Here is a 1,235-nt window from a genome sequence, read left to right on the forward strand (position 1 = left end):
TAAATTGTTAAAAGTGGCTGATGTAAGTCAAATGCAACATATGATTAGAAAGCTAACTGAAATAAAGCAAGAAATGAAATTTAGTAATCATGCTCAAATATCATTGGAAGTTGGTTTAATTCAGTTAGTCAGTGAGAATCAAGAAAATCATTCACTACTCAAAAAAATTACTGAACTTGAAAATAAGATAAAAGAGTTACAGTACCCTCAGCCTCAAACAACTAAAACTTCAAAGATAGAGAGTACACCACAAAATAAAATTAATATAACAGATTCTAATAAAACGGAGCTAAATGCGGCACTAGAAGAAGTAAATACAGTAGCGACCAAAGATTATATTTTAAATAAGGTATTTCCATCTGCAAGTAAAAAGTATAAGAACGTATTTTTGGAGAAATTGCCAAGTGTTCTTAATGAATTATTAAGAATAAATAATTCTGATGAGTTATATGCAATTTCAAAAAGATTGGAAAAAATGTCAGTTGCTATCGCTTCACTATCTTGTGTAGTAATAGGGGCTGATGAAATGGTGATTAAGACATTATCACAAGAACACATATATAGAACGCTATGTAAATTAATGCAAAAGGATATTTCCCAATTTGTAGAAGTGAAATTTATTACTTTAGACAAATGGAAACCAGTTGCAGCACAGATGATGACTGCATTAGCGGAAAAAAAGCATGCATAGGTTGAATTATAAATTTTAAGGGGGAAATTAAGTAATGGAAAAGATTAATATAGATGAATTATTAAAACAAACAAAAATAAATAATAAGCTTGAATTACCTATGGACTTAAATGAAATTGCAGAAGAATTTAAAATAAGTTCAGAATTAAAACAGAAGTTGTTAAAAAATGTTTATAAAAATGAGAAAGGTACCTTTGACTTTGGACCTTTTATATTGAAAAATAATGGAAAAGATTACTTAATAATGTTTGAGATTAAAAATAATAAAGTTACACATATTATTCATATTTAATAGTTTTAAGTATTACTCTTGTAAAACAAACGTAAAAAAATAAGTCTGGTAGGAAAACCCTACGCAGACTTATTTTTTTTTAGGCGTTCTTCAACTTTATTTAATAGTCGATCTATTTCTTCTTTAGTTTTTTCAATTTTTCCTTTTGTAAATGCATTATCCAAAGTTTCTCTTAACTTTTGTAATTCCTCTACTTCTTTGGGCGTCATGAATTTATGTAAATCCATTTTAATCCCTCCTCCACTCAGCTCT

3 protein-coding genes are annotated in these 1,235 nt (G+C 27.9%); 2 read left to right on the forward strand and 1 reads right to left on the reverse strand.

What is annotated here, in order from left to right:
• Together RCF13_RS00010 and RCF13_RS00015 are read left to right on the forward strand one after the other, a co-directional pair.
• Nucleotides 1–691 (forward strand): hypothetical protein (locus tag RCF13_RS00010; RefSeq protein ID WP_308140644.1); only part of this gene is annotated, 691 nt, incomplete at its 5' end.
• A gap of 34 nt (nt 692–725) precedes the next feature.
• Nucleotides 726–983 (forward strand): hypothetical protein, encoded by a 258-nt coding sequence (locus RCF13_RS00015; protein WP_016121650.1) that lies wholly within the window; start codon nt 726–728, stop codon nt 981–983.
• Between the two features lie 59 nt (nt 984–1,042).
• On the opposite strand, the gene RCF13_RS00020 is transcribed toward RCF13_RS00015, so the two are convergent.
• Nucleotides 1,043–1,235 (reverse strand): hypothetical protein (locus tag RCF13_RS00020; RefSeq protein WP_308140645.1); only part of this gene is annotated, 193 nt, incomplete at its 5' end.

Source organism: Stenotrophomonas maltophilia group sp. RNC7, assembly GCF_030910085.1.
Taxonomy (GTDB): Bacteria; Pseudomonadota; Gammaproteobacteria; order Xanthomonadales; family Xanthomonadaceae; genus Stenotrophomonas; species Stenotrophomonas sepilia.